This is a genomic window from Bradyrhizobium stylosanthis, from assembly GCF_001641335.1.
Taxonomy (GTDB): Bacteria; Pseudomonadota; Alphaproteobacteria; order Rhizobiales; family Xanthobacteraceae; genus Bradyrhizobium; species Bradyrhizobium stylosanthis.
In genome coordinates, this window is sequence record NZ_LVEM01000002.1 from 1,212,813 (window position 1) to 1,238,635 (window position 25,823).

A 25,823-nucleotide genomic window follows, 5' to 3' on the forward strand; every position below is an offset into this window, starting at 1 on the left:
GTGTCCCGGACGCGGTGCGGTACGAAGTACCGCTCCGCAGAGCCGGGACCCAGAGGCCGCAAATAGGCCCCGGCTCTGCAGCGCACCGCTTCGCGCTGCGCAGCGTCCGGGGCACGAGAGAGGAGAGTTCGAAGATGAATTTCGACGACACCCCGCAGGAAGCCGCATTCCGCCAGACCGCGCGCCAATGGGTCGAGGCCAACGCGCCGAAGGAGTTGCACGCCGAGCTGTCGAAATCCTCGCTCGGCCGCATCCGGCTTGCCAAGCACGACATCGTCGATGTCGGCAAGGCCTGGCAGAAGAAGAAGTTCGAAGGCAACTGGGCCTGCCTGCACTGGCCTAGGGAGTATGGCGGCCGCGGCGCGACGCCGATCGAGAAGGTGATCTGGCAGCAGGAAGAAGGTGTCTACGGCAAGCTGACGCAGCCGTTCCAGATCGGCGAGGGCATGTGCGGCCCGACCGTGATGGCCTTCGGCAGCGAAGATGCAAAACGCCGGTACTTGCCGAAGCTCGCCTCGGGCGAGGAGATCTGGTGCCAGCTGTTCTCCGAGCCTTCCGCCGGCTCCGACGTCGCAGGCCTGCGCACACGCGCGGAGAAGAAGGGCGACAACTGGATCGTCAACGGCCAGAAGATCTGGACCTCGGGCGCGCACTATTCCGACTATGGTCTCCTGATCGCGCGCACCGATCCGAACGTGCCCAAGCACAAGGGCCTCACCATGTTCTTCCTGGACATGAAGAGCCCCGGCGTCGAGGTCCGTCCGATCAAGCAGGCCAACGGCATGCAGGAGTTCAACGAGGTCTATTTCACTGATGTCGTCATTCCCGACAGCCAGCGGCTTGGCGCGGTCGGGGAAGGCTGGAGCGTGTCGCTGACGACGCTGATGAACGAGCGCATGTCGATCGGGGCGCGGCTCGCGACCGGCGTCCCCGAGATGTTCGAGTTCTGCTCCGATCTGATGCTGGAAGACGGCCTCGCCATCGACGATCCCGCCGTGCGCTCGAAGCTTGCGAGCTGGGCGGCGAAGTCGAGCGGGCTGAAATACACCAGCTATCGTACCATCTCGGCGCTGTCGAAGGGCGAGCGGCCGGGTCCGGAGAATTCGATCGGCAAGCTGGTCTCCGGCATGATGCTGCAGGACATCGCGACCTACGCGATGGATCTGCAGGGCGCGGCCGGTGTCCTTACCGGCAATGACGAGGAGACGGTGCAGGGCCAGTTCCAGCAGATGCTGCTGTCCTCACCCTCGATGCGCATTGCGGGTGGCACCGACGAGATCCTGCGCAACATCATCGCCGAGCGCGTGCTAGGCCTGCCCGGCGATATCCGCGTCGACAAGGATGTGCCGTACAACAAGATCCCGACCAAGGGGCGGTGATATGGCATTGTAGGGTGGATTAGCCTGCGGATTGCGCGAAGCGCAAACCGCTCGGCGTAATCCACCACGTCTGCCGACGTCGAAACAGAAGTGGTGGGTTACGCCTTCGGCTAACCCACCCTACGAGAAAGAGCGCGAGCTGATCCATGGACGCGACTGTGAAACAAAACGACCGCATCGGCGTGCTCGAAGAGCTGCTCAACGAGCGCTACTCGGTGCGCGCGTTCCTCCCGAAAGAGGTCGACCGCGCCACCATCGAGCATGTGCTGACCACCGCGCAGCGCACTGCGTCCTGGTGCAATAGCCAGCCCTGGCAGGTCATCATCGCCAGCGGCGAGGCCAAGGAGCGCTTCCGCAAGGCGATCTACAAGGAAGCGTCGGGCGGGCTCGGTGACGACTACGATTTCACCCCGCCGCGCGAATATGTCGGGGTCTATCTCGAACGCCGCCGGGAGAGCGGCTTTCAGCTCTATAACACGCTCGGCATCGCGAGGGGCGACAAGACGGCTTACGCGAAACAGGCGCTGGAGAATTACAATTTCTTCGGCGCGCCGCATATTGCCGTCATCCATACCAACGAGCCGCTCGGCATTTACGGCGCGATCGATTGCGGCGCCTATGTCTCCAATTTCATGCTGGCGGCGCAGGCGCTCGGGCTCGGCACGATTCCGCAGGCGGCGCTGGCGCGCCACTCCGGCCTGATCCGCCGCCATTTCAATCTGCTCGATGACCGCCGCGTCGTCTGCGGCATCTCGTTCGGCTATGCGGACCATGCGCACAAGGTCAACAGCTACCGCACCTCGCGCGCGGGCGTGGCCGACACCGTGACATTCGCCGAGGATTGATCGCGCGGCGCGGGGGTTTTCGGACGCGCCGGCAGACGAGCACGAGAGACGCGCAAAGGCGGCCGCGGAAACGGCCGCCTTTGTCGTGTTGTGGTCCAGTTGACCCTGCCGCTATCCGCCGCTGCCGCCAATCACGGCGCGCACGGTCTCGTCGGGGCCGAAATCTTCGGCACCGTCGACATAGAGCAGCGCGGCGAGCTTCGAGCGCGCGCGATTGACGCGGCTCTTGATCGTGCCGACCGCACAGCCGCAGATCGAGGCGGCATCCTCATAGGAGAAGCCGGAGGCGCCGACCAGAATCAAGGCCTCGCGCTGGTCCTGCGGAAGCTTCTCGAGCGCGCCGCGAAACTCCTCGAACTCGAGATGCGCGTTCTGCGAGGGCTGCGTCTTCAGCGTCTTCGCATAGTTACCCTCGGCGTCCTCGACCTCGCGCCGCCGCTTGCGATAGTCGGAGCGGAACAAGTTGCGCAGGATCGTGAACAGCCACGCCGGCAGGTTTGAACCGGGCTGGAAGGAATCGATGTTGGCGAGCGCGCGCAACAGCGTTTCCTGAACCAGATCGTCGGCCCGGTCGGCATTGCCGCTGAGCGAGATCGCGAACGCGCGCAGGCTTGGCACGGCCGCAAGGATGTCGTTACGCAGGGATTCCGTGAGAGGCATTAATCCCTCCCATTGTTGTTGTCATTGGAGCCCCCATCAGTTTGCACTTGGGGTGCGCCTCCCGGCGCATCAAGCTTCTTGATCAGTTCCGCGAACCGGTCCGGAACCCCCTGCCGCACGACGTCGTCGTACATCGCGCGCAGTTGATGGCCGATCCGGGACTGAATCTCCGGAGTGAGGCCTCCCTTGCCGGGGGTCGTGCTTTTGCTGGCTTGAGACTTGAGATCTTTCATGACCTGTTCCACGTTTCCCCGAGTTAAGTTACTGTAAAATCGAGAAGTTTTCTCAACCGGGAGCCGTTCCCTGGATAGGCACAATTCCAGGTTCGACAAAAAGTTCCCCCCGGAGCGGAACTTTTCTTGTCCTGCGGCGTAATCAGCCCAGCAGGGGAACCCGGGCCGCCCCTCGTACCTGTTCTCTAAGGTCGGCCCGAAGATGAATGGAGTGGGGATGTCCCGTTCACAGCTCGTTGCTGAACATTTGCCGTTGTTGCGCCGGTATGCACGTGCCCTGACAGGCAGCCAGGCCTCCGGCGACGCCTATGTTGCCGCCATGTTGGAAGCCATGCTGGGCGATCCGTCAGTGCTCGACGAGAGCCACGGACCGCGCGCGGGCCTGTTCCGGCTGTTCACCCAGATCTGGAATTCGGTTTCCGTCAACGACGACGCCGAGGTGGCTACCCTGCCGATGCCGCCGGAGCGCCGTCTGTCGAACATCACGCCGCTGCCGCGGCAAGCCTTCCTGCTGCTCTCGCTCGAGGGATTCTCGGAGGAGGAGGTCGCCTATATCCTCGGCACCGATGTCGGCGAGACACGGCGGCTTGCGGATGCAGCGGGACGCGAGATGGCGGCCGAGATCGCCACCGACGTGCTGATCATCGAGGACGAGACCTTCATCGCCATGGACCTCGAGAGCCTGGTGAAGAATCTCGGCCACAATGTCGTCGGCGTCGCCCGCACCCATGCCGATGCGGTGGCGCTGGCCAAGAACAAGCGGCCGGGCCTGATCCTTGCCGACATCCAGCTCGCCGACGGCTCATCGGGGCTCGATGCCGTCAACGAATTGCTGCGTACCTTCGAGGTCCCCGTGGTGTTCATCACCGCCTATCCGGAGCGCTTCCTCACCGGCGAGCGTCCCGAACCGGCGTTCCTGATCTCAAAGCCGTTCCAACCCGCGATGGTGTCGGCGGTGGCGAGCCAGGCGCTGTTCTTCCAGCGCAACTCGCGCAACCGCGCCCCGAAGGTGCCGGCGGCGTAAGGAAAGCTTGGACTCAACGACAAGACGGCGCGTCGCGAGGCGCGCCGTCTTTGCATGTGGCGGAGAGCGATGCTCTGCCTCAGCAACCGCGGCAGATGCTGCGAAGCATGGAATTGAGCTTGGCGTCGCTCGGCGCGGGAGATTTCGCGTTCAGCTTGGCCTGGTCCTCGATCCAGGACTTGAGAAATTTTTCGCCTTCCGGCAACGGCCCCGCCGGGGGAGGCTGCGTCCCGTCGAAAGTCATGAGGATGATCACTCTCTGCAGATCGTCTTTCGCGTCGGCGGGAGGTTTTGGGAATGGCACGGATCGCTCGACCATGGCGAGTGCCTCTGCATCGAGCGCCGGGATGCCGCTGGTCTCCAAAAATGCGTTCGAGATCAGCTTTCCCATGCGGTCGACCACGAATATGACGCCGGCATCGCCTCTCTGGCCGATGGCCGCCGGAGGGAATTTTATATTGCGCCTGACATGTTCGACGACCGCCTTGCGCCAGGTAGCGATGGGATCGTCCTCCGTGAGCACGGGATTCTGCTTGTACAGCACCAACCCGGAGAGCGGGATACGGAAGCGGCGGTCACTGAAGACAATCGGCACTGTCAAAGTGAACGTATCGTCCTTGAGCTCTGAAGGCGGCGCCGGAAACGGTTGCGCATGATCGACGATCCGCAGTGCGGCATCGTCGAGCAGCCGCGCGCCAGTGCTCACAGCCAGAGCATGCGAGATCAACCTGCCGGACCGGTCGATGACGAATGTGACCCTGGCCTCGCCGGTTTGCCCGAGCGCTTCAGGCGGAAATTGCCTGTAGCTGGCAATGTGCGCCGACAGTCTAGCCTTCCAGGCTTTGACGCTCTCGCTCTGTTCAGTTTGCGCATAAGCCGGGAAAACCAGCAGCAATCCGAGAAGCGCGGCCAGCAAGGGACATTTCATCTGCATCGCCGCGGATATTAATCGCGGTCTGGTTGATTGCAAGGCGCGCTGCTCGTATCGCGCTTCTCTCGCTGTGGGCAATTGGAGCGGGCGCGAAGCATCGGGCGCTTGACGCCAACTTCATTGCCCCGTTGATACGTCGGGCCGATGACATCCATCGCAGCCTCAAGCCGCCGGGAGAGACGTACCATGGACCAGCAACTGCTCGACCGCCTCGCCATCCGCGATCTCGTCGAGAACTGGGCGGTGTGGCGCGACGCCGGCGACTGGGAGCGCTTTGCCACGGTCTGGCATGAAGAAGGCTGGATGTCCGCCACCTGGTTTCAGGGGCCGGCGCGGGATTTCATGCGCGTCAGCCAGGAGGGTTTTGCCAAGGGCGTGCGCATCCTGCATTTCCTCGGCGGCACCAGCATCGACCTTTCGGGCGAGCGCGCCATCGCCCAGACCAAGATGACGATCTCGCAGCGTGCTCTGGTGCACGACGTGCTCTGCGACGTCGTCTGCACCGGGCGCTTCTACGACTTCCTGGAGAAGCGGCAGGGGACCTGGGGCATCGTCCGCCGCCAGCCGATCTACGAGAAGGACCGGATCGACCCGGTCGATCCTGCCGCAACGCTGCAGCTCGACCAGAAAGCGCTCGCCGCGCTGCCCGAAGGCTATCGCCACCTCGCCTACATGCAGGAGCTGATCGGCTACAAGGTCAAGCGCGACATGCCCGGCCTGACCGGGCCCGAGGTCGAGAAGCTCTATGGCGAGGGGCGGGAGTGGCTGGCGAAGTGAACCCCAGACAAAAGTAAGGCGCGACTGGCATCACCACAGTCGCGCCCTACGTCGCCGGCTTATGGGGCAGGGGGGAATAGCCGGCTGTTGAGACGACTCCCAGGCGCGGGAGTCGTTCCAGGCGGTTTCGAATTTTTTTGCATGGACGCCCCGCCTTTTCGCACACGGTTAAGTGATCGTGACTGCCGAGAACCCCCGGTCCTAGGCCCGCGTTGTTCCCGCGATCGCCATGGGGCGAGGGGTCGACAGCCATGTCACAGATTCAAAAGGTATTTTTGTGTGCCGCCGCGATTGCCGCGACGCTTGGCGCCGTCCAGGTCGGTGCCGTGCAATTGGCCTCCGGCCATGATCTGGCCGACCGCTGGCAGGCGGTCGCCGACAAGCCGGTCCACAATATCAACCGGGCCGGCAAGGCCGACCGGGTCACCGACATCAAGCCGGGCGTGGTTCTCACCCGCACCGTGTCGATGCGGCTGAACGACCTTGCCAACACATCCGTGCTGCTGCGCGTCCCCGCCGTGATTGAGACCGGCAACGCCAAGCCGCCGCTGGTGCTGCAGAACCAGAAGAAGCCGCAGGGCCGCAACAAGCCGACGATCGCCTGCGAGCCGATGGTCAGCTCCCTGACCGAGGTCGCCAAGCTGCTCCAGCCGGGCCGCTGCGTGACCTGACCGCCTATCGCTCTTCGACGGGATCGCCTCTGCCCCCGGCAGGGGCCGAGCCGTAACGTCCTCTTGATCCGCTCCCTCATCGCGTTATATCCGGGCTTTCCTCTTTGATTGACCGGGTAAACGCATGACGACGTCAGATACGGCTGTGCATACACAGCCCTTCCAGGCCGAGGTTTCCGAGCTTCTGCACCTCATGGTGCATTCCGTCTATTCGGAGACCGACATCTTCCTGCGCGAGCTCGTCTCCAACGCCTCGGATGCCTGCGACAAGCTGCGCTACGAGGCGATCGCAAATCCGGCGCTGCTGGGCGAGGGCGACGCCCTCAAGATCCGCATCATCCCGAACAAGACGGCCGGAACGCTCACCATCGCCGACAACGGCATCGGCATGGAGCGGCAGGAGCTGATCGACCATCTCGGCACCATCGCCCGCTCCGGCACCAAGGCCTTCGTGTCGAAGCTGAAGGAGGCCAAGGACGGTCTCGGTCTGATCGGCCAGTTCGGCGTCGGCTTCTATTCCGCCTTCATGGTCGCCGACAGGATCGTCGTCGTCAGCCGCCGCGCCGGCGAGAGCGACGTCTGGACCTGGACGTCCTCCGGCGGCTCCGGCTTCGAGATCGCCCGCGCCGGCGACGAGGAAGCCGGGCGCATCGCACGCGGCACCGAGATCGTCCTGCACCTCAAGGAGGACGCGAAGAAATATCTCGAGACCTACGAGATCGAGCGCATCGTCGGCGCCTACTCCGACAACATCCTGTTTCCCATCGAGCTCGTGCCGGAAGAGGGCGAGCCGCGCCAGATCAATTCGGCGAGCGCGCTGTGGCAGCGTTCGAAGTCCGAGCTGACGGCGGAGGACTACAAGAAGGCCTATCAGCAGATTGCGTCGGCCTTCGACGATCCCGCGATGACGCTGCACTACCGCGCCGAGGGGCGCTATTCCTATGCCGTGCTGCTGTTCGCGCCCTCGGCCAAGCCGTTCGACCTGTTCGAGCCGAACCGCAAGGGCCGCGTGAAGCTCTATGTCCGCCGCGTCTTCATCACCGATGACGCCGACCTCCTGCCGGGCTATCTGCGCTTCATCCGCGGCGTGGTCGACAGCGAGGATCTTCCGCTCAACATCTCGCGCGAGATGCTGCAGAACAATCCGCAGCTTGCCCAGATCCGCAAGGCCGTGGCGACCCGCGTCGTGTCCGAGCTCGAAAGCCTCGCCGACAAGGATGCCGAGAATTTTGCAAAGATCTGGGACGCCTTCGGCGCGGTGCTGAAGGAAGGCATCTACGAGGATTTCGAGCGCCGCGAAAAGCTGCTGGCGCTGTCGCGCTTCACCACCACGACGGGCGAGAAGCGTTCGCTGAAGCAGGTCGTCGCCGATTTCAAGCCGAACCAGACCGAGATCTATTATCTCGTCGGCGACAGCATCGAGCGGCTGAAGTCCAACCCGCGGCTGGAAGCGGCGACTGCGCGCGGCATCGAGGTGCTGCTGCTGTCCGATCCGGTCGACGCCTTCTGGACCTCGATGCCGACGGATTTCGAGGGCAAGCCGCTGAAGTCGCTGAGCCAGGGCGATCTCAATCTCGACCTGATCCCGCGCGTCGACGACAAGGACGAGGCGAAGAAGGACGAGCCCGTCGCCGACGAGGCCGCCACCATCGCCGTGATCAAGGCGGCGCTCGGCGAGCGCGTCAGCGACGTCAAGGCTTCGACGCGCCTCACCAGCTCGGCCTCCTGTCTCGTTGCCGACAGCCAGGGTCCGAGCCGCGAGCTCGAGCGCATCCTGTCGCAGCAGAACCGCGGCATGCGCACCAAGCCGGTGCTCGAGATCAATCTGCGCCATCCGATGGTGGCGGCGATCACCAGGGCCCAGGCCGGCTCCAACGCCGTCGACGATCTCAGCCTGCTCCTGCTCGAGCAGGCGCAAATCCTCGACGGCGAGCTGCCGGAAGATCCGGCGGCATTCGCGGCGAGGCTGAACCGCCTGGTGCTGCAGGGGCTCGGCTGACCCACGTCTTGCCCTGGCGTCATTGCGAGGCCGGTCGCGACGATTACTCCGCAGCATCCTTCTGCTTGTCGACCGCTTCTTCCATCTCCGGCTTCTTCTCCATCCAGCGTGACAGCAGGTTGGAGAAGCGATCCAGGTAGAGATAGACCACGGGCGTCGTGAACAGCGTCAGCGCCTGGCTCACCAGAAGTCCGCCGACCATGGCGTAGCCGAGCGGCTGGCGGATTTCGGCGCCGGTGCCAGTGCCGAGCATCAGGGGAACGCCGCCAAGCAAGGCCGCCATCGTCGTCATCATGATGGGGCGGAAGCGCAGCAGCGCGGCCTGTCGGATCGACTGCTCCGGCGTCAGGTGCTGCTCGCGCTCGGCAGCGATGGCGAAGTCCACCATCATGATGCCGTTCTTCTTGACGATGCCGATCAACAGGATGACGCCGATCAGCGCAATCAGGCTGAAATCGAAGCCGAAGATCATCAGGATCGCGATCGCGCCGACGCCGGCCGATGGCAGCGTGGACAGGATGGTCAGCGGGTGGATGTAGCTTTCGTAGAGCACGCCCAGCACCAGATAAACCACGACCAGTGCGGCAAGGATCAGCATCGGCACGGTGCCGAGTGATTGCTGGAATGCCTGCGCGGTGCCCTGAAAGCTCGTCGACAGTGTCGGCGGTGCGCCCATCGCGCCGACGGCGCGCAATACGGCCTCGGTGGCTTGGCCCAGCGCCACGCCCTCGGCGAGATTGAAGCTGATCGTCACCGCGGGAAATTGGCCCTGATGCGCGATTGCGAGCGGTCGGACCGGCTCATTGGTCCAGTTGCAGATCACTGACAGCGGCACCTGGTCTCCGGTCAGCGGCGATTTGATGTAGAGCTTCTCCAGTGTTTCGAGCCGGCCCTGCAGCGCCGGCGTGATCTCGAGCACCACGTGATAGCTGTTGGTCTGGGTGAAATATTGCGCGACCTGGCGCTGGCCGAAGGCGTCGTAGAGCGTGTCGTCGATCAATTGCGGCTGGATGCCATAGCGCGCGGCGGTATCGCGGTTGATCCTGAGTTGCAACGTCGTGCCTTCGGTCTGCTGGTCCGTGGCGACGTCGCGTAGCTGCGGCAGTTCCCTCATGCCGGCCAGGATCTTCGGCGCCCATTCGTTCAGCTCGGCGAGATTGGCGTCCTGCAACGTGAACTCGAACTGGGTGCGGGTGGCGCGCCCGCCGAGCCGCACGTCTTGCGAGGCCTGCATATAGAGCCGGGCGCCCTCGACCTCGGCGAGCTTCGGCCGCAGCCGCGCGATGATGGCTTGCGCGCTGGCGTCGCGCTCCCCGATCGGCTTCAGCGTGACATACATGCGTCCCGAATTCAGTGCCGTCCCGCCGCCGCCGATGAACATGGCGATGGAATCGACGGCGGGATCGGCCTGCACGATGGCGTTAAGCTCTTCCTGCCGGCGCTTCATCTCGGTGAAGGAGATGTCCTGGGGCATCTCGGACACTGCGGTAAGGAAGCCGTTGTCCTGCTGCGGGAAGAAGCCCTTGGGAATCAGGATGAACAGCACTGCCGAGAGGGCGACGGTGCCGAAAAAGACCAGAAGCGTGACGAAGCTGTGCTTCAGCGCGAGGTCGAGGCCGCGCTCGTAGGCGCCGAGCAGACGCTCGAACACCCGCTCGCTCCATTGATAGAAGCGGCCGTGCCGCGCCTCGTGATCGGCGCGCAGGAAGCGTGAGGCCATCATCGGAGTGAGCGTCAGCGACACCACGAGCGAGACGAAGATCGCCATCGACAGCGTCACGGCGAACTCGCGGAACAGCCGGCCGATGATGCCGCCCATCAGCAGCAACGGGATCAGCACCGCGACCAGCGAAATGCTGATCGAAACGATGGTGAAGCCGATCTCGGCCGCGCCCTTGTACGCTGCGGTGATGGGGCTCTCGCCCCGCTCGACATAGCGCGTGATGTTCTCCAGCATCACGATGGCGTCGTCGACCACGAAGCCGACCGCGATCGTCAGCGCCATCAGGGACAGATTGTCCAGCGAATAGCCGAACACCCACATCAGCGAGCAGGCTCCCAACAGGGCCAGGGGCACGGTGATGCTCGGGATGATGGTCGCCCAGAAGCTGCGCAGGAAGATGAAGATCACCATCACCACCAGCGCAATGGTGATCATGAGCGTGATCTGCACGTCGTCGACCGCGGCGCGGATGGTGATGGTGCGGTCACTGATGATCTTGATCTTGATCGCCGGCGGGATCGCCGCGATCAGCCGCGGCAGCTTTGCCTTGATGCGGTCGACCGTCTCGATGACGTTGGCGCCGGGCTGCTTGAAGATGACCAGGAATACGCCGCGCTTCCCGTCCGCCCAGGCCGCGGTCTTCATGTCTTCCGGCCCGGCCACGGCCTCGCCGATGTCGCGGACCCGCAAGGGCGCGCCGTTGCGATAGGTGACGATGACGTCATTCCAATTGTTGGCTTCAAGCAGCTGGTCGTTGGCATAGATGGTGTAGGAGCGGCGCGGACCGTCGATATTGCCCTTCGGGCTGTCCGCGGTGGCGATCGCGATCTGGCCACGCACGTCCTCCAGCGACAGTCCCTTGGCGACGAGCTTGGCCGGATCGATCTGGATTCGGACCGAGGGTTTCTGCTGTCCGCCGACGAACACCTGCGCGACGCCGGGAATCTGGCTGATCTGCTGGGCGAGCTGGGCGTCAGTGCGATCGCTGACGGTGGTCAGCGGCAATGTGTCGGAGGTCGCCGACAGGATCATGATCGGTGAGTCCGCCGGGTTCACCTTGCGATAGGTCGGCGGCGAGGGCAGGTTCTTCGGCAGCTGCCCGCTCGCCGCATTGATGGCGGCCTGCACATCATTGGCGGCGGCATCGATCAGGCGGTTGAGATCGAACTGGATGGTGATCGAGGCCGAGCCGAGCGAGCTGGTCGATGTCATCTGCGTGATGCCGGGTATCTGCGCGAGCTGGCGCTCGAGCGGCTGCGCCACGGAAGAGGCCATGGTTTCGGGACTGCCGCCCGGCAGCGACGCGGAAACCTGGATGGTCGGAAAGTCGACCTGGGGCAGCGGAGCAACCGGCAGCAGCGGGTAGGCCACGAGGCCTATGAACAGAATGCCCGCCATCAGCAATGAGGTGCCGATCGGATAGCGGATGAACGGAGACGAGAAGCTCTCTTGCATGCCCTGAGACCACGGAGGGCCAGCGCATCTTGCCTCCGCGCAAGGCGGAGCCGCGCCCGGAGAGCCCGGGCGCGAATGTGCGTTTCCTTCAGCCCATTTGTTTGTTGATTGCCCCGGAACGTCGTCGGTCCGGGGCCGGCGTTGTGCTCGAAAGACTAGTCCGTTCGCTGCGGCCTGCGAACGGATTCCTGCGCCGGGTGCTTGCAACCTTTGTCGGAGGTGCGCTGCTGCGAGTTATGCATTTTGCGCAGGCCGGAAACGAAGCGCTCCTGGACCTTCGCATCGTTGCGGCGCTGTGTCTCATCGTTTTCGCCGCGCGTCACAAGCGGGAGAGGTATGAACAGGAACAATCGCTTCTTTCGCGCTGTTGTGTCATATCGAAATGGCATAACGCGTGCCGTTGCCACCGATTCGAGGATATGTCCGATGCGCCTGCCGATTTTGACCCTCGCCGCGATTGTCACGCTGTTTGCTACGGCAGATGCGCGCGCCCAGACCTATGATCCGCGCTATCCGGTGTGCATGCACGTCTACACGCCCGGCGGCTGGGGCGGTGGCGGCGACTATTATGATTGCTCATTCACCTCGCTGCCGCAGTGCCGCGCCACGGCGTCGGGCCGCTCCGCGAGTTGCGACCTCAATCCCTATTACGCCTTCGACGAACCGCCGCCGCCCCCGCGCAAGCGTTACAAGAAGCCGCAATACTGATCCGCGCGACGGCGGGCAGGAGCATGCGTCATGCGTAGCGCATTCGGTCTGATGATGGTTGCCGGCGCGCTGCTGATGGCCGCGCCGTCGCATGCGCAGACCTTCGATCCCCGCTATCCCGTCTGCATGCACGTCTATTCCGGTGCAAGCGGGGGCGGCGGAGAGTGGTACGACTGCTCCTTCACCTCGCTGCCGCAATGCCGCGCCACGGCGACCGGCCGCGCCGCGACCTGCGATCTCAACCCGTATTATCCGGTGAACGTGCCGCAGCCGCGTCGCTATCGCAAACCGGACAGCCGCTAAAGCCTCGCCAATTCCACCGTCATCTCGCGCCTTCGTGGTTGTGCCAGATCAAAGAGCGCAGCTGCGATCTCTGACACTCTCCACTTGAAGCCCGACATCAGGAGTCCGGCATCATGCCGGCCCCTTCGATCGGGCGCATGAGGCGAGGAGATATCCATGAAGAAGCGTAGCGTTGTCGCGCTCGTCGGCGCGGCCTTCGGTGTGATCGCCGTGTCCCAACCGGTTCGCGCGGACGTGATCGCGCGTTACGAATGCAGCACTGCCGGCTTCTACAGCCAGGAGCCGATCGGCGACCGCCCCGACCATAATCTCGTGGTTCAGGACTACGTCTGCGTCGGTGTCGACGGCCTGCTCAAAGGCGCGGTTTACTCCGCCTCCAATGCGGTGGAATGGGACGGGCCCAAAGCGGCCATTGTATTTGGCGGCGGCGTGCACCGGATTCCGGGGGGACGCGTCGTGACCCAGCTCATCGAGGGCTCCGCTCAGGCAGTGATGAAAGACGGAAAGCCTGTCGGCGTGGAATCATCGGGCAAGGGCCTCGTCAAATTCGCGTCAGGCCCGTACGCGGCCTTGAGCGGCAAGACGGTCAAGTTCGTGACGACGACCATCAATCCGATCCGGTTCACCCTCGAGTTCACGACCGAGTAGCGGGCAGTCGGCCGCTCGCTACTCCTTCCTGATCCCCGACAGCTCGACCACCTTGCGCCAGCGGTCGGTCTCCGCCGTCAGCATGCCGCCGAACGCGCCGGCGTTGCCGTGCAGCGGGATGGCGCCGAGCTCGGCGATGCGGGCCTTGATCTCGGCGTCGGAGAGGGCGGTGTCGATCTCGCGATTGAGCAGGTCGACGATCTCGCGCGGCGTGTCGTGGGGCGCGCCGACGCCGTAGAAGGATGACGTCTCGTAGCCTGCAAGCGTGTCGGCGATCGGCGGCACGTCAGGCAGGATCTCCGAGCGCTCGCGCGTGGTGACGCCGAGCGCGCGCAGCTTGCCCGCACGCACCAGCTCGAAGGACGAGGTGACGTTGTCGAACATGCCCTGGATCTGGCCGCTCATCACGTCGGTCAGGCCCGGCGCCGAGCCGCGATAGGGCACGTGAGTGAACTGCACGCCGGCCAGCGACTTGAACAGTTCGCCGGACAGATGCAGCGAGGTGCCGATGCCGGAGGAGGCGATCGACATCTTGCCGGGATTGGACTTGGCGTAGGCGATGAAGTCGGCGACGCTTCTGACCGGCAGGTCGTTGTTGACGACCAGAACCAGCGGGATTCGCGCGACACCCGCGACCGGCGCGATGGTCTTGGCGAAATCATACGGCAGCGCCGGATCGAACGAGGCGTTGATCGCGTTCGCGGTCGAGGTCAGCAGCAGCGTATAGCCGTCGGGCGCCGAAGTGATCACCGCCTGCGTCCCGATATTGCTGCCGGCGCCGGGCTTGTTCTCGACCACGAAGGTCTGGCCGAGCCGGTCCGACAGGCGCTGGCACAGCAGCCGCGACAGCACGTCGGTCGCCCCACCCGGAGCGTAGGGCACCACCCATTTCACGCTGCGCGAGGGATAGGAGGGATTGCCGATCGCAAATGCGCGCGGCGCGGCGAGCACGGCCGCGGCACAGGCGGCGGTCTGAAGGAAATGTCGTCTGGTGATCATGATCTCGCCTCGACAAAACTGAAGCAGCCCACGCGCCCCTTCCTTCTCCCCTTGTGGGAGAGGGGTAGGAGCCCGCTTGGCTTCGCTGCTCTGCTATCGCAAGAACTACGTCGCCGCGCACGCCGATCCCTTTGGCTTGGTAAAGGATGACTAGAGTTAATCGTGCACTAACCGGCTTTTACCTTGTCTCTTAACACCTGGGCAGGCGCCGTGGACTAAGCTGCCGAGAGCAGCAGACACGTTCCGAAAGAATGAGCGGCATGACCATCGGCGTCATCGAGCAACCGAAAGCGGCGCGCGCGCTTTCGGCGTCAAAGATCTGGCTGAAGGCCATCGAGCTCACCGCGCGGATCGAGACGCTGCCGGGCCGGCTGTTCGCTGATGTCGTCGACGATTGGGCGCGGCGCCAGCCCGACCGCATCGCGCTGGTCACCGAAGACGCAAGCCTGGATTACGAGAGCCTGTCGAAGCGGATCAACCGCTATGCACGCTGGGCGCGCTCGCTTGGTGTCGCCAAGGGCGATACCGTTGCGCTGATCATGCCGAACGGCGTCGACTATCTCGCCGCCTGGCTCGGCATCAGCCGTGTCGGCGGCGTGGTCGCGCTGATCAACACGAAGCTGGTCGGGCAGTCGCTCGCACATTGCCTCGATGTCGCAAGGCCCCTGCACGTCATCGTCGCGCATGATATGGTCGAGACGCTGGAGAGCGCGAAACCGCATCTGAAGACCGAGATCAAGATCTGGACCCACGGCGATGCCCGCAGCGAGCGCGCCATCGATGTCGCGCTGGCCGCGCTCGACGATACGCCGCTCGCAGCCGACGAGCACGGCGACGTCACCATCGACGACCGTGCGCTGCTGATCTACACCTCCGGCACCACAGGCCTGCCGAAGGCGGCCAGCATCAGTCACCGCCGCATCCTCAACTGGGGCTTCTGGTTCGCTGGTCTCACCGGGGCCGGACCGCAGGACCGGCTCTACGATTGCCTGCCGCTGTTCCACTCGGTCGGCGGGATCGTTGCACCCTGCAGCATGCTCGCCGCCGGCGGCTCGCTGGTGATCGCGGAAAAATTCTCGGCCTCGAATTTCTGGCCCGATATCGTGCGGCACGACTGCACGCTGTTCCAGTATATCGGCGAGCTCTGCCGCTATCTGCTCAAGGCACCGCCGTCGGAATACGAGAACCGGCATCGCCTGCGCCTCGTCTGCGGCAACGGCCTGCGCGGCGACATCTGGGAGGATTTCCAGGGACGCTTCGCCATTCCCCGCATCCTCGAATTCTACGCCGCGACCGAAGGCAATTTCTCGCTGTTCAATGTCGAGGGCCAGCCGGGCGCGATCGGCCGCATCCCGCCGCTGCTCGCGCATCGCTTTCCGGCGAGCCTCGTCAAGCTCGACCCCGACAGTGGCGTTCCGCTGCGCGACGAACAAGGCTTCTGCATCGCCGCTGCCCGCGGCGAGGCCGGTGAAGCCATCGGCCGTATCGGCACCGCAGACCAGGGCGGCGGCCGCTTCGAGGGCTATACCGATGCCGGCGAGACCGAGAAGAAGGTCCTGCGCGATGTCTTCGCCAAGGGCGATGCCTGGTTCCGCACCGGCGACCTGATGCGGCTTGACGACAAGGGCTTCTTTCATTTCGTCGATCGCATCGGCGACACCTTCCGCTGGAAGGGCGAGAACGTGGCGACGTCCGAAGTCAACGACGCCGTGCGCGATTTCACCGGCGTCATCGACGCCACCACCTATGGCGTCAGCATCCCCGGCGCCGATGGCCGCGCCGGCATGAGCGCGATCGTGGTCAATGAAGGTTTCGACATCGAAGCGCTGCCGTCGCATCTGGCGCAACGCTTGCCGGCCTATGCCCGTCCCGTCTTCATCCGCATCTCCAGCGAGCTCGATGCCACCGAGACCTTCAAGCAAAAGAAGGGTGAGCTGGCGCGCGAGGGCTTCGATCCCTGCGCGATCTCCGATCCGCTGTTCATGCTCGATCCGAAGTCGGGTGCCTACGTCGCCCTCGATGCCAAGGCATATGCAAACATCCTCGACGGCTCGATCCGGCTCTAGCCGCGCGAAAATGCAGAGATAGCTCCAATTTTATCTGAATTGTCCAAGAGGCCATTTACTTCTGTCCGGTAAACACACGGGCAGGGGAGCGGTCATCACGAGCCGCCGCAAGAAACACGATCGATTAACCAAGAACGAGGCGAGCCAGCCATGTCGGTACGGTCCAAGGTCATTGAAGCGATCCAGCAGATCGCCAAGGAACAGCACGTTACGCTTCCGGCGCTCTCGGACGATCTGTCCCTGCACGAGACGGGTTTTGACTCGCTCGCCTTCGCGATCCTGGTCGCGCGCCTCGAGGACGAGACCGGCGTCGACCCCTTCACCATTTCCGAGGACGCCGCGTTCCCCGCCACCGTGGGCGATTTCGTGCGGGCCTACGAAAATGTCCCCGCGTGAGATCTTTGCGCTCCGCGACCATCTCGGCGCGGAGCTGAAGGGCCGCACGATCTCGGATGCGCACGACGTCGTGTCGCTGACCGATATCCTGTCGCACACGGTCCTTGGCGGACGCCTGCACGAATTGTCCGGCCGCGCCGTGCTGCTGAAGCTGTCCGATCAGCTCCGGTCGGGCCTTGCCATGATCGAGCTCGACGGCATCGCCCGTCGCATGCTGCTCTGTCCGCCCGATCTCAACCCGGCGCATCTCGAGGCGCTGATTGCGGATGCCGGGATTGATGCCGTCGTCACCGACGAGCCCGACCGCTGGTCCGCGACCGGCGTCCCGCTGGTCGTGACCGCGCAATTGCCGCTTCAAGCCACCGCACCTGCCCGGACCGAGCGCGCCACCGAATGGCTGATGCTCACCTCGGGCACATCGGGCGTACCGAAAATCGCCGGCCACACGCTGGAAGCGCTGACCGGCGCGATCGTCGCCGAAGGTCCCGCGAAGGGGCCCGCGCCGGTCTGGGCGACGTTCTACGATATCCGCCGCTATGGCGGCCTGCAGATCTTCCTCCGCGCCGTCCTCTCCGGCGGCTCGATGGTGCTGTCTGATCCGCATGAGGCGCTCGCCGATCATGTCGCGCGGCTGAATGCGCGCGGCGTCACGCACATTTCCGGCACGCCCTCGCACTGGCGCAAGCTCTTGATGAGCGGTTCGGCCGCGCAATTCGCTCCGGGCTATGTCCGTCTCTCCGGCGAGATTGCGGACCAGGCGGTACTCGACGGCCTCAAAGCCGCATTCCCCAATTCCTCCGTCGGCCATGCCTATGCCTCCACCGAGGCCGGCGTCGGCTTCGCCGTCAATGACGGGCTGGAAGGCTTTCCGGCGAACTATCTCGGCAACCGCAACGGCGTCGAGATGAAGGTCGTGGACGGGTCGCTGCGGATCCGTTCGACGCGCACGGCCCATGCCTATATCGGCCGCAACGCCGCCGCGCTCACCGATAACGACGGGTTCGTCGACAGCGGCGACATTGTCGAGTTGCGCGGCGACCGCTATTATTTCGTCGGCCGCCGTGGCGGTATCATCAATATCGGCGGGCTGAAGGTTCATCCCGAGGAGATCGAGGCCGTGATCAACCGTCATCCCGACGTGCGGATGTCGCGGGCGAAATCGCGCAAGAGCCCGATCACCGGCGGCATCGTCGTCGCCGACGTGATTCTTGCCGACGGCACCGACCAGGCGCGCGCGAAGGAGATCCGCGATCGGATCCTGGAGCAGTGCCGCGCCCAGCTCGCTTCCCACAAGGTGCCGGCGGTGATCCGCTTCGTCGAGGCGCTCGACGTCACCCCGGCCGGCAAACTGGCGCGCACCGATGCATAATGTCCTCGTCACAGGCGGCAGCCGCGGTATCGGCCTTGCCATCGGCCAGCGTCTCGTCGGAGCCGGCTACAATGTGATCGCGGCGGCGCGGCGCGAGAGCGACGAGCTCAAGGCCGCCATTGCGGCGTCCGAGGGGCGCCTGCATTTCCGCGCCTGCGATCTCGCCGTGATCGACGCGATCCCCGCGTTCGCAAAGCTGGTGCGGGACGAGTTCGGTCCGATCTACGGCCTCGTCAACAATGCCGGCCTCGGCACCGAGGGCCTGCTCGCCACCATGCACAATTCCGAGATCGAGGCGCTGGTGCAGCTCAACGTGCTGTCGCCGATCATCCTCACCAAATATGTCGCGCGGCAGATGATGGCTGACGGCGCCGGGCGCATCATCAACATCTCCTCGATCATCGCGACGACGGGCTATAACGGCCTGTCCGTCTACGGCGCGACCAAGGCCGCCGCGACCGGTTTCACCCGCTCGCTCGCGCGCGAGGTCGGCAAGCTCGGTATCACCGTGAACGCGATCGCGCCCGGCTTCATCGACACCGAGCTCACGCACAATCTCTCCGACGAAGGACGCAAGCGCATCGCGAGCCGCAGCGCTCTGCGCCGCCTGCCGGAGACGGATGACGTCGCACGCATGGTCGAATACCTTCTGGGCGAGGGCGGCCGCAACGTCACCGGCACCGTGTTCACGATCGATGCCGGCAATACGGCGTAGCGGAACCGCCCTGCCACAATTGCGTTGATCCGGCGCAATGACAGCCAGCCGGATTTGTTCGTAAGATGCCCCGCAATCGATTGGGTTACGTCAATCGATCTGCCCTAATCGAAGGGGAGCAGTCGATGGCCGCTTCAAACATGACCGCTTCAAGTCAGGGCCGCACCGAGCCGTCGCGCGGCAAGCCGGACGACGTCCGCTGTCCGCCGATGTCGCATCAGAATTCCGGTGCTCACGGTCACGAGATGTATCCGCAGCAGTTCGTGCGTCTGGTTGGGTGCCACGACGTCCCCGTCTCCACGCTGCGCAAGCGCCAGGACGAGAAGCTGCACTAGCTCCGATGCTGCTTCGGCAGGTCAATCCGCTCGTGTGAGAATTCCGGCGGCCCTTCGGTGAGGCGGCGGATGCGGCGCTCGCGCTCGTCCTCCGGCAAGGCCGGATCGAGCAGCCCCTCGATCTCGTGCACCGCGATCTCCTCGATCCGGGTGGCGTCCGATGCGATCGTTTGCGCCGGCGCCGAAGCGGCGGGCGCGATCTTCAGGCCGAGCTCAACCAGCTTGCAGATGGCCTCCGAGCGCGACAGGTGATGAGCCTCGGCCCAGGCATCGACAGTGGCGGTGAGCATTTCCGGCATCTTCACCGCACTGATCGCGTCGGGCCCCGCGCGCCGGCGTGCCCGTGAGCTGGAGCCCTTGCTGCCGAGATCAGACACCCCGATCGTCCCGTGCCACCGTTTCAGATGGATCGAGCGTAGACCTCATTCGCGGCCGGCGGCTTGATGCCGATCAATGACGAAGTGCGGCATTGCGGCGCGGAGCGATCTTGTTGTTCGGCTTCATTTCGGCCAATGATCGGGAATCGAACCCGGATCGATCCTGCCACGTATCTCGTTCGGATACGCGTCCCAACCACCCGGCATCACCCGATGACATCAGGCGAATCCTTCTACGGCGGCATTCCGGTCTTCCGCGGCTTCACCAGCCTGATGGACCCCGCGCTCTATGCGCCGCTGCCGGACGACTGGAGCATCGGTGTCGCTGATATCGTCGATTCCACCAAGGCCATCGCGGCGCAGCGCTACAAGGCGGTCAACATGGCCGGTGCGGCCGTGATCGCGGCGGTGACGAACGCCCTGGAGGGACGCGAGTTTCCCTTCGTGTTCGGCGGCGACGGCGCGAGTTTTGCGGTCGCGCCTTCGGATCTCGGTGCCGCGCGCGAAGCGCTCGCCGCGACCGCCACCTGGGTGCGGGAGGATCTCGAGCTGAAGATGCGCATCGCGCTGGTGCCGGTCAGCGCCATCCGCGCGCACGGCCTCGACGTCCGCGTCGCGCGTTTCGGTCCGTCGGCGAACCTGTCCTATGCGATGTTCTCCGGCGGCGGCCTCGCCTGGGCCGACGCTGCCATGAAGCGGGGCGAGTTCGCGGTCGCGGAAGCGCCCGCCGGCACCCAGCCTGATCTGTCAGGCCTGTCCTGCCGCTTCGAGGTGATGCCGTCGGCACGCGGCCTGATCCTGTCGGTGCTGGTGATGCCGGCGCGCGGCGCCGATCCGCATGCCTTCCGCCAGGTGATCGAGGACATCATCCATCTCGTCGAGCGCAGCCCGGATGGTGGCCGGCCGGTGCCGCCGCAAGGGCCACCCTTGAAATGGCCGCCGCAGGGACTGGAGTTCGAGGCCCGCACCAGGCGCGGCGGTCCGCTGCTCGCGCGCAGGGCCAGCGTGCTGGCCTACACCTTGTTCGTCTACCTGATCATGCGCTTTGACCTCAATGTCGGCGGCTTCGTGCCGAACGTCTACAAGCGTCAGGTGGTCGAGAACTCCGATTTCAGGAAATATGACGACGGCCTGCGCATGATCCTCGACTGCACCCCGCAGCTCGAGCGTGCGCTGAGCGATCGTCTCGCCGCCGCGGCGCGCGACGGCGTCGTGCGCTATGGCCTCCACCGCCAGGACGCCGCGATGATGACCTGCTTCACGCCGTCGGCGCTGCGCAGCGACCACGTGCATTTCATCGACGGCGCCCGGGGCGGCTATGCCTCGGCGGCGACGGCGCTGAAGGCGATGATGGCGTAGCGGATCCCGTGTCCCGGCTCTGCGCAGCAGCGCTTTGCGCTGCATCGCGTCCGGGACACGAGAGATCAGAACTTCAGCGCCCCGTGCGCGTCCAGCTCTCGCCGCCGCAGAGCGCGCCGACGCAGCCTTCGACCCGCAGCGAATCCGCACCGGTGACCGTGACGCTGCTGGCATAGGTGCTGCCGTCATCGGCATTGTAGATCTGGCCCGACCATTTGTTCGGACCTGTGGGCTGCATGCCGCTGAACAGCGGCAGGCCGATCATCGGGCGCTTTGCGAGCGCGGGATTGGGATTCTTGCTGTCGGAGGCGGGCTGGCCGGTCGCCGTGTCCATGGGCTCGCGCAGCCAGACGATGTGGCCGCAGATGCCGCCGCCGCACTTGCTGATCTTCACGCGCGCATCGCCGGCCTGGGTGAGCCAGGTCCCGTCGGCGCTCTGCGCATGCGCGGCGCTCGCGCCAAGCAGCGCAGTCAGGATGACGGAGAGGATGGCGAATCTGCTGAACATGGAGAGGCCCCGAAAATGCAGGCGCCTCCATAGCAGCCCGGCAGGATAGTGCAACGCCGGATTGAATCACATTCCTGCGCGTGATTTGCCTGCGCTCATTTGCCCCAGCGCACGAACGCGACCGAAGCCGCGGTCAGGAGCCCGAACACGACCATGGCGCCGCCGACCAGCGCGAACAACGTCCAGGCCGGCGCCTGCGCCGTCATGAGGGCAACTCCGCCGATCGCGACGATCAGCAGCCGCGCGGTGGAGGCCAGCACGGGACCGCCGACGCGCGCAGCGCCTTGCGAGGAGAAATACAGCGATACGCCCATGCCGAAGAACACGAAGGCCGGACCTGCCCAGTGGAAATAGCTGTGTGCCGCCGCCGTGACGCCGGGATCGCGCGTGAACAGCGACACCCACAGCGCGGGATCGAGCGCGACGACGAGGCCGATCGTGCCGACGGTGAGGCCGGAGGCCGCCGCGGCCGTCCACGCCACGCGCCGTGCGCGCGCGACATGGCCGGCGCCCATTGCCATGCCGACCATCGGCACCGAGGCGATGCCGAAGGCGAAGGTGATCGGGATCAGCAGGAATTCCAGCCGCGAGCCGATGCCGTAGCCGGCCAGCATCTCGGTGCCGAAGGTCGCCAGGATCTTCGTGAAGATCAGGATGGTGAGCACGGTCTGGAGCGGCGACAGGCAGGCGACCGCGCCGACTTTCAGGATATCCAGGAACATCGCGCGCTCGAAATGGAAGGCGCGGAAGTCGAGTTGCAGCCGGCTGCGGCCGGAGAGCAGATACCAGAGGAAGAAGATCGCGGCGCAGCTGAATGCGATCAACTGGCCGCTCGCGACGCCGGGCATGCCGAATTGCGGTACGCCGAACAGGCCGAGCCCCAGCGTGCCGCCGAGCGCGATCTGGAGCACGCTCGCCCCGATCAACGTCATCGACGGCAGGCGCATGTCGCCGGTGCCGCGGATCACGGACGCCAGTGTGTTGACGAGCCAGATCGCGACCGCGCCGGAGAACAGCACCTGCGAATAGCCGCAGGCTTCTTCCAGCACGCGCTCGCGGCCGCCGAGCAGCGTGAAGAACGAGCGGCCGAACGCCAGCATCGTTACAGTGAAGAACAGTCCGCCGCAGAGGCCGATGATGGCGGCATGCAATGCCAGCGTCGCGGCGCGGTCGCGATCGCCCCCGCCGAGTGCGCGGCTGATCGCCGACGAGACACCGCCGCCCATCGCACCCGCGCTCATCATTTGCGTCAGCATAGCGAACGGAAACACCAGCGCGATCGCGGCGAGCGGAATGGTGCCGAGCCGGCCGATATAGGAGGTCTCGGCGATCGCAACCAGCGTGCTGCCGACCATCGCGATCATGTTGGGGATCGCGAGCCGCAGCAGCGTCGGCAGGATCGGCGCGGTCAGCAGGCTGGCGATGGGGGAGGCGACCGGAGCGCGGGGCGGCACGGCGTCTAGCGGGGCGTCGATCGTCATGTGCCACGGTGCGGAATATTGAATGATGATCGACATTTTATAGGGCCGGCGCCGCCCGCGCCAGCCCCAGTCTCATGCAGGGCTCACCACGGCAGACCGCATAGGTCGATGGTGCCCAGCGTCGGCGCGCGGACGATGTTGAAGACGTAGGGCGCCATGTGGGTGAAGCGGATGCGCCCCTCCGGCTGCTCGCAATAGACCTCGCCCTTGAAGGGCAGCCAACTGCGGGTCTCATAGAATGTGAAATTGTGAGGCTCGCAGAACAGCAGCGCGAAGCGGGTCGCCTCGTTGGCGCGGATGGTGTGCACCGCCGCGTCGATCGCCATGGTTGCATAGCCGCGGCCGCGCTGGTCCGCCCGCGTGCAGACGCCGCCGATGCCGCCGATATGCACCTTCTGTCCGTTCCAGGTGACGGTGCGGAAGTAGATGCCGACATGGCAGACGAGGCCGTCCTCGGGCGTCTCGATCAGCACGCGCAGATCGGCATTGGCCCATTTGACGTGAGCCCAGGGCTTGTCCGCGACCAATTGCGGGCCCCAGACCGCCTGATGCAGCGGCTCCGCGATCCGCCACGAGGCATCGCCGTTCAAAATATCGATCTCGATGCTCATCGTGCTCTCTTCTTATCGCCGCGCCGGAGCGCGTTCGTTCTGCCATAAGCGCTTCAAAGGCAATGATATTTTATGGCGAACCCTGGGTTTGATCGACCGCGGCCCGGTGCGACGGATTTGTGCATTCGGACAACGCAACCCCCATCACGCCTTTTCGCAAATTCTGAGGTATTTAATGCCGGAGGAACCTTCTATAAGGGGTGACCGTTAGAACTCGTTCCCCATCAGTCGCGGACAACATCCCATGACCTTTACGCTGCCCCCACTCCCTTACGCCTATGACGCCCTCGGCCAGTTCATGTCGAAGGAGACGCTGGAATTCCACCACGACAAGCATCATCAGGCCTACGTCACCAACGGCAACAACGCGCTCAAGGGGACCGAATGGGAAGGCAAGTCCCTTGAAGAGATCGTCAAGGGCTCGTTCGGCAAGAACCCCGCGGTGTTCAACAACGCCGGCCAGCACTACAACCACATCCACTTCTGGAGCTGGATGAAGCCCAATGGCGGCGGCACCAAGCTGCCGGGCAAGCTCGAGAAGAAGATCAACGAGGACCTCGGCGGCTTCGAGAAGTTCAAGACCGACTTCCAGGCGGCCGGCGTCGGCCAGTTCGGCTCCGGCTGGTGCTGGCTCCAGGTCAAGAACGGCAAGCTCGAGATCTCCAAGACCCCGAACGGCGAGAATCCGCTGGTGCACGGCGCCACCCCGATCCTCGGCTGCGACGTCTGGGAGCACTCCTACTACATCGACTACCGCAACCGCCGCCCCGACTATCTCAAGGCGTTCGTCGAGAACCTCGTGAACTGGGAATACGTGGAGTCCCTGTTCGACAAGGCCTGAGGCTTTACCCCTTCATTCCGGGTTCGATGCCGCGCATCGCCCCGGAATGACAGAATAGACAAAGGCGGTCGCAGCAGCGGCCGCCTTTTTGCTGTGCGGAATTGCCCTGCGCGACGCGCGCACTGGTCTGCCATCGTTCCGTTTGCATCGGGGGAACGCCGCCCTTAATCAGGACGGGCATCACCCTCGAGCCGACCAAGCCCGTTGTCAGAACCTCCCTTGAAAAGTCCTGCGCCTGCAGAGGACGCGGAGTCCGAGCCGCGGCCGGGGCGCGTGCGCAAGCCGATCGGCTGGTCGACGATCATCATCGCGGCCCTGGTGGCGGTGAGCGCGGCGCTGGTCTGGCGGCGCGACGGCACCGATGGCGTGCTCGACATCCTGACCCACGACCTCTCGCTGTTCTCGGGCATCCTGCCGCGCGTGCTGGCGGGCTGCCTGCTCGGCGCCTTCATCTCCGAGATCCTGCCGCACGAAAAGGTCTCGCGCTCGCTCGGGCCGAAATCCGGCCTGAAGGGGCTTCTGATCGGCGCTGCCTTCGGCGCGATCCTGCCGGGCGGGCCCTTCACCGCCTATCCCGTGGCGAGCGCGCTGCTCGCGGTCGGCGCCGATTTCGGCGCCACCATCGCCATGGTCGTGAGCTGGACCCTGATCGGCTACGGCCGGGCGGTGGCCTGGGAAATCCCGATCATGGGCACCGATTTCACGCTGTGGCGGATCCTGATCTCGCTGCCGCTGCCGGTGCTCGCGGGCGCGCTCGGCCGCTTCGTCTATGTCCGGCTTTATCCGAAGCCGCTCGCGAAGGACGACGAGAGTTGAGCGCAGCGCTTCTGATCGACATCCTGCTGTGGGGCTCCGTCTTCGGCGTCGGCCTGATCGCCTTTCGCCGCGGACCTCCGGTGTTCAAGGCCTCGCTGCGCGAAGGCTCGATGGATTTCGTCAACATCGTGCCGCGGATCGCGCTGGGCGTGATCGGCTCCGGCTACATCGCTGCCATCATCCCGCAGGAGGTGATCACCGGCTGGCTCGGCCCGGACAGCGGCTGGCTCGGGGTGGCCACCGCCGTGGTTGCCGGCGCGGCCACGCCCGGAGGCCCGGTGATCGGCTTCTCCATCGGCACCGTGGCGCTCAAGTCCGGCGGGGGCGTGCCCCAGGTGGTCGCCTATGTCGTCGCCTGGGCCCTGTTTGCCTTCCAGCGGGTGATTTTGTGGGAAATCCCGTTCATGCCGGCCCGTTTCGTCTGGTTCCGCTGCGCCGTCTCGGTGCCGTTCCCGTTCGTGGCAGCCGCCATCGCCATGGTGATCGGGAAGCCGTGACCCCGGCGTGGCGTCCTGGCACGTCATTCCGGGGCGATGCGAAGCATCGAACCCGGAATCCGGGGTTCGGCTTCGCCGCCCCGGAATGACAGCTGGG

The 25,823-nt window shown here is 64.9% G+C and carries 27 protein-coding genes; 18 read left to right on the forward strand and 9 right to left on the reverse strand.

The genetic code is table 11. From position 1 onward, the window contains the following. The first annotated feature begins 134 nt into the window (after positions 1 to 134). Positions 135 to 1,379, forward strand: a complete 1,245-nt coding sequence (locus A7X65_RS17600; protein WP_063686886.1) for an acyl-CoA dehydrogenase — start codon at positions 135 to 137, stop codon at positions 1,377 to 1,379. Between the two features lie 146 nt (positions 1,380 to 1,525). Continuing rightward, the gene (locus A7X65_RS17605) at positions 1,526 to 2,224 is read left to right on the forward strand and encodes a nitroreductase (protein WP_063686889.1); all 699 of its coding nucleotides are present in this window, start codon (positions 1,526 to 1,528) and stop codon (positions 2,222 to 2,224) included. 111 nt (positions 2,225 to 2,335) lie between these two features. Here the strand turns inward: A7X65_RS17605 and A7X65_RS17610 are convergent, their stop codons facing one another. After that, positions 2,336 to 2,884 (reverse strand): sigma-70 family RNA polymerase sigma factor, encoded by a 549-nt coding sequence (locus A7X65_RS17610; protein ID WP_018646832.1) that lies wholly within the window; start codon positions 2,882 to 2,884, stop codon positions 2,336 to 2,338. After that, complete coding sequence (locus A7X65_RS17615; RefSeq protein WP_063687764.1) at positions 2,884 to 3,117, reverse strand: NepR family anti-sigma factor; 234 nt, start codon at positions 3,115 to 3,117, stop codon at positions 2,884 to 2,886. The genes A7X65_RS17610 and A7X65_RS17615 overlap by 1 nt, the downstream gene beginning before the upstream one ends. A gap of 217 nt (positions 3,118 to 3,334) precedes the next feature. On the opposite strand from A7X65_RS17615, the gene A7X65_RS17620 reads away from it, so the two are divergent. Further along, positions 3,335 to 4,141 (forward strand): response regulator, encoded by an 807-nt coding sequence (locus tag A7X65_RS17620; protein ID WP_063686891.1) that lies wholly within the window; start codon positions 3,335 to 3,337, stop codon positions 4,139 to 4,141. 79 nt (positions 4,142 to 4,220) lie between these two features. Here the strand turns inward: A7X65_RS17620 and A7X65_RS17625 are convergent, their stop codons facing one another. Continuing rightward, positions 4,221 to 5,057 (reverse strand): TonB family protein, encoded by an 837-nt coding sequence (locus A7X65_RS17625; RefSeq protein ID WP_245323584.1) that lies wholly within the window; start codon positions 5,055 to 5,057, stop codon positions 4,221 to 4,223. Between the two features lie 201 nt (positions 5,058 to 5,258). On the opposite strand from A7X65_RS17625, the gene A7X65_RS17630 reads away from it, so the two are divergent. From A7X65_RS17630 to htpG, 3 genes are all read left to right on the forward strand, one after another. After that, entirely contained in the window at positions 5,259 to 5,849 is a 591-nt protein-coding gene (locus A7X65_RS17630; RefSeq protein ID WP_063686895.1) for a nuclear transport factor 2 family protein, read from the forward strand. A 251-nt stretch (positions 5,850 to 6,100) separates the two neighbouring features. Then, on the forward strand, positions 6,101 to 6,520 hold the full coding sequence (locus tag A7X65_RS17635; protein ID WP_063686897.1) for a hypothetical protein: 420 nt from the start codon (positions 6,101 to 6,103) through the stop codon (positions 6,518 to 6,520). Positions 6,521 to 6,644: 124 nt separating this feature from the next. After that, positions 6,645 to 8,519 carry a molecular chaperone HtpG gene (gene htpG / locus A7X65_RS17640; RefSeq protein ID WP_063686899.1) on the forward strand — a complete coding sequence of 625 codons (1,875 nt, stop codon included), beginning with the start codon at positions 6,645 to 6,647 and terminating at the stop codon, positions 8,517 to 8,519. A gap of 43 nt (positions 8,520 to 8,562) precedes the next feature. Here htpG and A7X65_RS17645 read toward each other — a convergent pair whose 3' ends face one another. After that, a complete protein-coding gene (locus A7X65_RS17645; RefSeq protein WP_063686901.1) occupies positions 8,563 to 11,697 on the reverse strand; it encodes a multidrug efflux RND transporter permease subunit in 3,135 nt (1,044 codons plus the stop codon). A gap of 426 nt (positions 11,698 to 12,123) precedes the next feature. On the opposite strand from A7X65_RS17645, the gene A7X65_RS17650 reads away from it, so the two are divergent. The 3 genes from A7X65_RS17650 to A7X65_RS17660 all read left to right on the forward strand — a co-directional run bounded on the left by A7X65_RS17650 (position 12,124) and on the right by A7X65_RS17660 (position 13,356). Further along, entirely contained in the window at positions 12,124 to 12,405 is a 282-nt protein-coding gene (locus A7X65_RS17650; protein WP_063686903.1) for a DUF3551 domain-containing protein, read from the forward strand. 30 nt (positions 12,406 to 12,435) lie between these two features. Further along, the gene (locus A7X65_RS17655) at positions 12,436 to 12,708 is read left to right on the forward strand and encodes a DUF3551 domain-containing protein (RefSeq protein WP_063686905.1); all 273 of its coding nucleotides are present in this window, start codon (positions 12,436 to 12,438) and stop codon (positions 12,706 to 12,708) included. A 156-nt stretch (positions 12,709 to 12,864) separates the two neighbouring features. After that, positions 12,865 to 13,356, forward strand: a complete 492-nt coding sequence (locus A7X65_RS17660; protein ID WP_063686907.1) for a hypothetical protein — start codon at positions 12,865 to 12,867, stop codon at positions 13,354 to 13,356. An 18-nt stretch (positions 13,357 to 13,374) separates the two neighbouring features. On the opposite strand, the gene A7X65_RS17665 is transcribed toward A7X65_RS17660, so the two are convergent. Then, the gene (locus tag A7X65_RS17665; protein ID WP_063686909.1) at positions 13,375 to 14,355 is read right to left on the reverse strand and encodes a Bug family tripartite tricarboxylate transporter substrate binding protein; all 981 of its coding nucleotides are present in this window, start codon (positions 14,353 to 14,355) and stop codon (positions 13,375 to 13,377) included. Between the two features lie 251 nt (positions 14,356 to 14,606). Between A7X65_RS17665 and A7X65_RS17670 the strand changes: the two genes are divergently transcribed. The 5 genes from A7X65_RS17670 (at position 14,607) to A7X65_RS17690 (ending at position 19,236) form a co-directional block, all read left to right on the forward strand. Beyond that, entirely contained in the window at positions 14,607 to 16,421 is a 1,815-nt protein-coding gene (locus tag A7X65_RS17670; RefSeq protein ID WP_063686911.1) for a long-chain-acyl-CoA synthetase, read from the forward strand. A 150-nt stretch (positions 16,422 to 16,571) separates the two neighbouring features. After that, complete coding sequence (locus A7X65_RS17675; RefSeq protein WP_015688794.1) at positions 16,572 to 16,817, forward strand: acyl carrier protein; 246 nt, start codon at positions 16,572 to 16,574, stop codon at positions 16,815 to 16,817. Then, positions 16,804 to 18,186 (forward strand): class I adenylate-forming enzyme family protein, encoded by a 1,383-nt coding sequence (locus A7X65_RS17680; protein ID WP_063686913.1) that lies wholly within the window; start codon positions 16,804 to 16,806, stop codon positions 18,184 to 18,186. Before A7X65_RS17675 ends, A7X65_RS17680 begins: the two co-directional genes overlap by 14 nt. Next, the gene (locus tag A7X65_RS17685; protein WP_063686915.1) at positions 18,179 to 18,901 is read left to right on the forward strand and encodes an SDR family NAD(P)-dependent oxidoreductase; all 723 of its coding nucleotides are present in this window, start codon (positions 18,179 to 18,181) and stop codon (positions 18,899 to 18,901) included. Before A7X65_RS17680 ends, A7X65_RS17685 begins: the two co-directional genes overlap by 8 nt. Before the next feature lie 125 nt (positions 18,902 to 19,026). After that, complete coding sequence (locus tag A7X65_RS17690) at positions 19,027 to 19,236, forward strand: hypothetical protein (RefSeq protein WP_145656486.1); 210 nt, start codon at positions 19,027 to 19,029, stop codon at positions 19,234 to 19,236. On the opposite strand, the gene A7X65_RS17695 is transcribed toward A7X65_RS17690, so the two are convergent. After that, the gene (locus A7X65_RS17695) at positions 19,233 to 19,619 is read right to left on the reverse strand and encodes a hypothetical protein (protein ID WP_063686917.1); all 387 of its coding nucleotides are present in this window, start codon (positions 19,617 to 19,619) and stop codon (positions 19,233 to 19,235) included. The genes A7X65_RS17690 and A7X65_RS17695 overlap by 4 nt on opposite strands. Before the next feature lie 207 nt (positions 19,620 to 19,826). On the opposite strand from A7X65_RS17695, the gene A7X65_RS17700 reads away from it, so the two are divergent. After that, positions 19,827 to 20,972, forward strand: a complete 1,146-nt coding sequence (locus A7X65_RS17700) for a DUF3095 domain-containing protein (RefSeq protein WP_063686919.1) — start codon at positions 19,827 to 19,829, stop codon at positions 20,970 to 20,972. A gap of 73 nt (positions 20,973 to 21,045) precedes the next feature. Here A7X65_RS17700 and A7X65_RS17705 read toward each other — a convergent pair whose 3' ends face one another. The 3 genes from A7X65_RS17705 to A7X65_RS17715 all read right to left on the reverse strand — a co-directional run bounded on the left by A7X65_RS17705 (position 21,046) and on the right by A7X65_RS17715 (position 23,572). Further along, positions 21,046 to 21,480: a DUF2147 domain-containing protein gene (locus tag A7X65_RS17705; protein WP_063686921.1), complete on the reverse strand. Its 435-nt coding sequence runs from the start codon at positions 21,478 to 21,480 to the stop codon at positions 21,046 to 21,048. 95 nt (positions 21,481 to 21,575) lie between these two features. Next, a complete protein-coding gene (locus A7X65_RS17710; protein ID WP_063686923.1) occupies positions 21,576 to 22,961 on the reverse strand; it encodes an MATE family efflux transporter in 1,386 nt (461 codons plus the stop codon). A gap of 83 nt (positions 22,962 to 23,044) precedes the next feature. Next, a complete protein-coding gene (locus A7X65_RS17715; protein ID WP_063686925.1) occupies positions 23,045 to 23,572 on the reverse strand; it encodes a GNAT family N-acetyltransferase in 528 nt (175 codons plus the stop codon). 244 nt (positions 23,573 to 23,816) lie between these two features. Between A7X65_RS17715 and A7X65_RS17720 the strand changes: the two genes are divergently transcribed. The 3 genes from A7X65_RS17720 (at position 23,817) to A7X65_RS17730 (ending at position 25,726) form a co-directional block, all read left to right on the forward strand. Further along, entirely contained in the window at positions 23,817 to 24,413 is a 597-nt protein-coding gene (locus A7X65_RS17720) for a superoxide dismutase (RefSeq protein ID WP_014491764.1), read from the forward strand. Positions 24,414 to 24,617: 204 nt separating this feature from the next. Beyond that, positions 24,618 to 25,229 carry a permease gene (locus tag A7X65_RS17725; RefSeq protein ID WP_082884970.1) on the forward strand — a complete coding sequence of 204 codons (612 nt, stop codon included), beginning with the start codon at positions 24,618 to 24,620 and terminating at the stop codon, positions 25,227 to 25,229. Beyond that, the gene (locus tag A7X65_RS17730; RefSeq protein ID WP_063686929.1) at positions 25,226 to 25,726 is read left to right on the forward strand and encodes a hypothetical protein; all 501 of its coding nucleotides are present in this window, start codon (positions 25,226 to 25,228) and stop codon (positions 25,724 to 25,726) included. Before A7X65_RS17725 ends, A7X65_RS17730 begins: the two co-directional genes overlap by 4 nt. The last annotated feature ends 97 nt before the right edge of the window (positions 25,727 to 25,823 follow it).

Bases quoted from the DNA above. Each gene is read 5' to 3' on its own strand.
- A7X65_RS17700 (WP_063686919.1), top strand. From the start codon at position 19,827: ATGACATCAGGCGAATCCTTCTACGGCGGCATTCCGGTCTTCCGCGGC.
- A7X65_RS17620 (WP_063686891.1), top strand. From the start codon at position 3,335: ATGTCCCGTTCACAGCTCGTTGCTGAACATTTGCCGTTGTTGCGCCGG.
- A7X65_RS17675 (WP_015688794.1), top strand. From the start codon at position 16,572: ATGTCGGTACGGTCCAAGGTCATTGAAGCGATCCAGCAGATCGCCAAG.
- A7X65_RS17690 (WP_145656486.1), top strand. From the start codon at position 19,027: ATGGCCGCTTCAAACATGACCGCTTCAAGTCAGGGCCGCACCGAGCCG.
- htpG (WP_063686899.1), top strand. From the start codon at position 6,645: ATGACGACGTCAGATACGGCTGTGCATACACAGCCCTTCCAGGCCGAG.
- A7X65_RS17655 (WP_063686905.1), top strand. From the start codon at position 12,436: ATGCGTAGCGCATTCGGTCTGATGATGGTTGCCGGCGCGCTGCTGATG.
- A7X65_RS17605 (WP_063686889.1), top strand. From the start codon at position 1,526: ATGGACGCGACTGTGAAACAAAACGACCGCATCGGCGTGCTCGAAGAG.
- A7X65_RS17715 (WP_063686925.1), bottom strand. From the start codon at position 23,572: ATGAGCATCGAGATCGATATTTTGAACGGCGATGCCTCGTGGCGGATC.
- A7X65_RS17720 (WP_014491764.1), top strand. From the start codon at position 23,817: ATGACCTTTACGCTGCCCCCACTCCCTTACGCCTATGACGCCCTCGGC.
- A7X65_RS17630 (WP_063686895.1), top strand. From the start codon at position 5,259: ATGGACCAGCAACTGCTCGACCGCCTCGCCATCCGCGATCTCGTCGAG.
- A7X65_RS17670 (WP_063686911.1), top strand. From the start codon at position 14,607: ATGAGCGGCATGACCATCGGCGTCATCGAGCAACCGAAAGCGGCGCGC.
- A7X65_RS17710 (WP_063686923.1), bottom strand. From the start codon at position 22,961: ATGACGATCGACGCCCCGCTAGACGCCGTGCCGCCCCGCGCTCCGGTC.
- A7X65_RS17615 (WP_063687764.1), bottom strand. From the start codon at position 3,117: ATGAAAGATCTCAAGTCTCAAGCCAGCAAAAGCACGACCCCCGGCAAG.
- A7X65_RS17610 (WP_018646832.1), bottom strand. From the start codon at position 2,884: ATGCCTCTCACGGAATCCCTGCGTAACGACATCCTTGCGGCCGTGCCA.
- A7X65_RS17705 (WP_063686921.1), bottom strand. From the start codon at position 21,480: ATGTTCAGCAGATTCGCCATCCTCTCCGTCATCCTGACTGCGCTGCTT.
- A7X65_RS17600 (WP_063686886.1), top strand. From the start codon at position 135: ATGAATTTCGACGACACCCCGCAGGAAGCCGCATTCCGCCAGACCGCG.
- A7X65_RS17635 (WP_063686897.1), top strand. From the start codon at position 6,101: ATGTCACAGATTCAAAAGGTATTTTTGTGTGCCGCCGCGATTGCCGCG.
- A7X65_RS17665 (WP_063686909.1), bottom strand. From the start codon at position 14,355: ATGATCACCAGACGACATTTCCTTCAGACCGCCGCCTGTGCCGCGGCC.
- A7X65_RS17660 (WP_063686907.1), top strand. From the start codon at position 12,865: ATGAAGAAGCGTAGCGTTGTCGCGCTCGTCGGCGCGGCCTTCGGTGTG.
- A7X65_RS17685 (WP_063686915.1), top strand. From the start codon at position 18,179: ATGCATAATGTCCTCGTCACAGGCGGCAGCCGCGGTATCGGCCTTGCC.
- A7X65_RS17645 (WP_063686901.1), bottom strand. From the start codon at position 11,697: ATGCAAGAGAGCTTCTCGTCTCCGTTCATCCGCTATCCGATCGGCACC.
- A7X65_RS17680 (WP_063686913.1), top strand. From the start codon at position 16,804: ATGTCCCCGCGTGAGATCTTTGCGCTCCGCGACCATCTCGGCGCGGAG.
- A7X65_RS17650 (WP_063686903.1), top strand. From the start codon at position 12,124: ATGCGCCTGCCGATTTTGACCCTCGCCGCGATTGTCACGCTGTTTGCT.